This is a genomic window from Streptomyces sp. SID11385, assembly GCF_010548245.1.
Taxonomy (GTDB): domain Bacteria; phylum Actinomycetota; class Actinomycetes; order Streptomycetales; family Streptomycetaceae; genus Streptomyces.
The window spans coordinates 1-4102 of the sequence record NZ_JAAGLR010000579.1 but is presented as its reverse complement, the minus strand read 5'-3'; the positions used below and the strand labels follow the sequence as shown (position 1 = coordinate 4102).

4 protein-coding genes are annotated in these 4102 nt (G+C 72.8%); 3 read left to right on the top strand and 1 reads right to left on the bottom strand.

Annotated elements, in window-relative coordinates; genetic code table 11:
• The first annotated feature begins 632 nt into the window (after positions 1-632).
• A complete protein-coding gene (locus tag G3I42_RS17605) occupies positions 633-1547 on the top strand; it encodes a chitosanase (RefSeq protein WP_239096522.1) in 915 nt (304 codons plus the stop codon).
• Positions 1548-2256: 709 nt separating this feature from the next.
• Here G3I42_RS17605 and G3I42_RS17600 read toward each other — a convergent pair.
• Positions 2257-2622, bottom strand: a complete 366-nt coding sequence (locus G3I42_RS17600) for a PH domain-containing protein (protein WP_164287081.1) — start codon at positions 2620-2622, stop codon at positions 2257-2259.
• Between the two features lie 222 nt (positions 2623-2844).
• Here G3I42_RS17600 and G3I42_RS17595 point away from each other — a divergent pair, with 222 nt between their 5' ends.
• Complete coding sequence (locus G3I42_RS17595; RefSeq protein WP_164287079.1) at positions 2845-3417, top strand: MSMEG_1061 family FMN-dependent PPOX-type flavoprotein; 573 nt, start codon at positions 2845-2847, stop codon at positions 3415-3417.
• Positions 3418-3484: 67 nt separating this feature from the next.
• Positions 3485-3916, top strand: a complete 432-nt coding sequence (locus tag G3I42_RS17590; protein WP_164287077.1) for a hypothetical protein — start codon at positions 3485-3487, stop codon at positions 3914-3916.
• The last annotated feature ends 186 nt before the right edge of the window (positions 3917-4102 follow it).

Here is a 4102-nt window from a genome sequence, read left to right as displayed (position 1 = left end):
GGCGGGGCGCGGGGCGGTGGCCGGGCAGGGCGTCGGTCGCGGGGCGCGGGGCGGTGGCCGGGCAGGGCGTCGGTCGCGGGGCGCGGGGCAGGTTGTGGACGGCCGCCCCGGTGCGTGGGTGTGAGCGGTTTCGCGCTCGGCCCGCGCACCGCAGGCGGCATCCCCCGTACCCCCCATATCCCCCGTGACCCCCGTGGTTTCCGAAGGCTCCCCCCAGTGCCTTCGGTCCCCGTGTCCCCCTGGGGTCCCCCGTGATCCCCCGAGGGGTTCTCGTACCGGCCCCGGCGGCCCCCGTGCTCCCCCGAGTCCCCCGTGGGGGCCGTCCCCCGTGGGGCCGGTGCGATGGGTTGATGATGCACGGGTCCGGTGGCGGGGCGCATTGCCAGGTTCCGGCAGCGTTGGCGGGCGTGTGAGTGCCCGGGTGGTGCTGTGTGGAGGGTGGGGGAGGGGTGGTGAGGGTGTTCGGGGGTGGCGGGTGGCCGGCTGCGAGGGCGTTCCGAGGTCGTGCGAACGGGTGAAGCCGAGGGCCTGTACGTATGTCGCGGAGACTGTGAGGAAAGCTTCCCCGTGGGCCGGGGTTCCGACCGGCAGCACGTCCAGGAACCTCTCGACTCCGCGATGGAGGAAGGGCGTTGAACCCCGAAACCCCCCACACCCCGAGCCCCGCAGTCCCGCGCTGCCGCAGCCCCCGCTCCGCCCGCGCCCGTCGGCTGCGGCGGCTCGCACCGCTCGTCGTGGCGCTCGCGCTGGCCGTCGCGGCCGCGTCGTACGCCCTCGCCTCTGCCTTCCCCGGGCGCGACGCGGGCGCGCGGGCGGAGGGGACACGTACGAAGGCGGCGGCGAGTCTCGACGACCCGGCGAAGAAGGAGATCGCGATGCAGTTGGTCTCCAGCGCCGAGAACTCCTCGCTCGACTGGAAGGACCAGTACCGCTACATCGAGGACGTCGGCGACGGGCGCGGCTACACGGCCGGGATCGTCGGCTTCTGCTCGGGGACCGGCGACATGCTGGCCCTGGTGGAGCTGTACGCGAAGAGGGCGCCGGGCAACGTACTCGCCCCGTACCTCCCCGCCCTGCGCAAGGTGAACGGCACCGACTCGCACGCGGGCCTCGGCGCGCGCTTCCAGGACGCGTGGCGCACGGCCGCCAAGGACCCGGCCTTCCAGGGGGCGCAGAACGACGAGCGCGATCGCGTGTACTTCGACCCGGCCGTGGCGCGGGGGAAGGCGGACGAGGTCGGCACGCTCGGCCAGTTCATCTACTACGACGCGCTCGTGATGCACGGGCCCGGCGACGGGGGATTGGACTTCGGCGGCATCCGCGCCCGCGCCTTGCGCGGGGCGAAGCCGCCGGCCGAGGGCGGCGACGAGACGGTGTGGCTGGACGCCTTCCTCGACGCGAGGGTGTGGGCGATGAGGCAGGAGGAGGCCCACTCCGACACGAGCCGCGTCGACACGGCGCAGCGGGTGTTCCTGCGGGAGGGGAACTTGGGGCTGGAACCGCCGTTGGAGTGGGCGGTTTATGGGGATCGGTATCGGATTGGGTGAGGGGGGAGGAGGTGGGGCGGGGGCGTGGCTGGAGGAGGTGGGGCGGGGGCGTGGCTGGAGGGAGGTGGGTGTGACTGGTTGGGGGCGGCGGGGTTCGGCGCTGCCGTCTGCCGTCTGCCGTCTGCCGTCTGCCGTCTGCCGTCTGCCGTCTGCCGTCTGCCGTCTGCCGCCTGCCGCCTGCCGTCTGCCGCCGTTCGGCGCCCTGCGCTCCTGCTGCGGCCGGCCTGTGTCCGTCGGCTCCGTGTGCACGCGGCTCAGTTCGGGGCGGTCTCTGCCCGCAGGTCGCGTGTCCTTCCGCCTCCCTGCGTGCGCGACTCACTTCGGGGGGCAGCCCGACCCGCAGGTCGCGTGTCCTCCGGCTCCTGTGCACGCGGCTCATCTCGGGGCAGCCCGACCCGCAGGCCCCGTGCCCTCCCGCTCCGCTCCGCGCGGCTCACCTCGGGACAGCCCCCACCCGCAGGCCCCAGGGTTCACCCGCCCCCGCACGCAGCTCACCCCCGGACAGCCCCCACCCGCAGACCCCGTGTCCACCCGCTCCCGCACGCAGCTCACCCCTGGACAGCCCCCACCCGCCCTGGGGGGCGACCCCAATACCAGTCTCCCGCAACTCCCCACCGCCCCCCGACTATCCGCCACAATCTGTGGACAACTCCGGGAAATCCCACATTCGTCTCACTCGCAAGAGTGATGACCGCCCTGTGGATAACTCTCAGCGCGTCACGAACTGCGTCAGAATCGCCTGGACCTCGTAGATGTCCACGCCCTTCGTGAACGTCTTCGTGAGCGGTGCGTCCATGCCCGAGAGCCAGATCTTCAGCTCCGCGTCCAGGTCCAGGTGCCCGGCCGTCTCGACCGCGAAGTGCGTGATGCTGCGGTACGGGACCGAGTGGTACTCGATCTTCTTGCCGGTCAGGCCCTGCTTGTCGATGAGCAGCAGTCGCCGGTCCGTCAACAGGATCGTGTCGCGGATCAGCAGGTACGCGGCGTGCACCTGCTCGCCGGGGCCGAGCAGCCGCGCGTAGTCGTGCGCGGCCTTGGCCGGGTCGATGGTGTGGGCGTTCCCGAACAGTGCCACGGGCAGAGCTCCTCGCCGGTGCGTCGCGCCTTCGCCGTTCGCTCGTGCGCTGATGCGCTGATGCGCTGATGCGCTCGTGCGCTCATGCGTTCATGTGCCCACGCACTTATGCCCTCATGCCGTCGCGGAGCACGGACGCCTCGCCGAGGACGGACGCGTCCTGGAGGACGGACGCCGAGCCGGGTATCGGGCATACGTACGGAAGAAAGTAAGGTATGCCTAATGTCCACGCTCACCGCCCCCGAAGGCCCCACCGCCCCCACGGCGCCCCCGGCCCCCGCACCCCCCGAGACCCCCGCCACCGAGATCCGCAGCCCCGAAGAGCTGTCCGCGCTGCTCGGCGAGCCCTGGCCCATCGTGATCGAGAAGGTCCACGACCGCCTCGCTCCCGAAGACCTGGACATCCTCGCCCGCGCCCCCTTCTGCGTGCTGTCCACCTCGGACGAGGCCGGCAACTGCGACGCCTCGCCGCGCGGCGACCTCCCCGGCTTCACACACGTCGTCGACCCCGGCACCATCGCCCTCCCCGAGCGCCCCGGCAACCGCCGGGGCGACAGCCTCCACAACATCCTGCGCAACCCGCACGTCGGCCTCCTCTACCTCATCCCCGGCGGCAAGGAGGTCCTCCGCGTCAACGGCCGCGCCCGCGTCCTGAGCGAGGCCCCCTACTTCGACGCGATGACGGCGACGGCCGCGGGCAAGGCACTGCGCCCCGCCCTCGCCATCGAGATAGCGATCGACGAGATCTACCTGCACTGCCCCCAGTCGCTGCGCCGCGCGGCCCTGTGGAAGTGAGCCCGACTCCCCTATAGTCCTGCGCCGTAAGGGAATTGATGGCACAGGCGTACGGGGGAACGGGCGGATGGCAGGCGAAGTGGAGCATCCTTCGGGCGTCGAGCAGCGCTTCCGGAGCGGCACGGAACGGCGCATCGCCTGGGGGATCGGCCTGCTGATCGCCGCCGGGCTGTGCTGGATCTGGTCGGCCTGGCACACCTTCACCCCGTACGACAGCGGGGTCGAGCACGGCGTCCGCTGTGCCGCGCCGTTCCACCGCGACGAGGAGGGCCACTACGGCTCCCGGGACCGGGACGACTGGGACTCCCTCGTCGTGGGCTGCGCCGTGACGCGCGACTGGCAGTCCACCACCGTCCCCCTCGTCATCTCCTTCCCCGTCGCCGTCACCGGCGTCGGTCTCCTCGCGGGCGCCCTCGCGACACGGCGGATGCTCGGCCTCCAGGCGGACATGGAACACGCCCAGCGCGAGTGGGCCCGCACCAAGGGCGACCGCGCCTGAGGCGGCAGCTTCCCGTACGAATCCGGGCCGCCCGCCCGGCGTCAGGCGTACGGCCGAGCCCAGCCCGCGTCAGGCGTCCGACCGCGTCAAACGCGCCGCCGCGCCCGGCCGCCCGTCAGTCCCCCACCTTCGCCCGCTCCACGGCCGCCGCACCGTCCGCCGCCCGCGCCGGTGCCGCGCTCGTCG

Excerpts from the sequence above, each read along its gene's own strand:
- G3I42_RS17595 (WP_164287079.1), top strand. The coding sequence starts at position 2,845 with ATGTCCACGCTCACCGCCCCCGAAGGCCCCACCGCCCCCACGGCGCCC.
- G3I42_RS17590 (WP_164287077.1), top strand. The coding sequence starts at position 3,485 with ATGGCAGGCGAAGTGGAGCATCCTTCGGGCGTCGAGCAGCGCTTCCGG.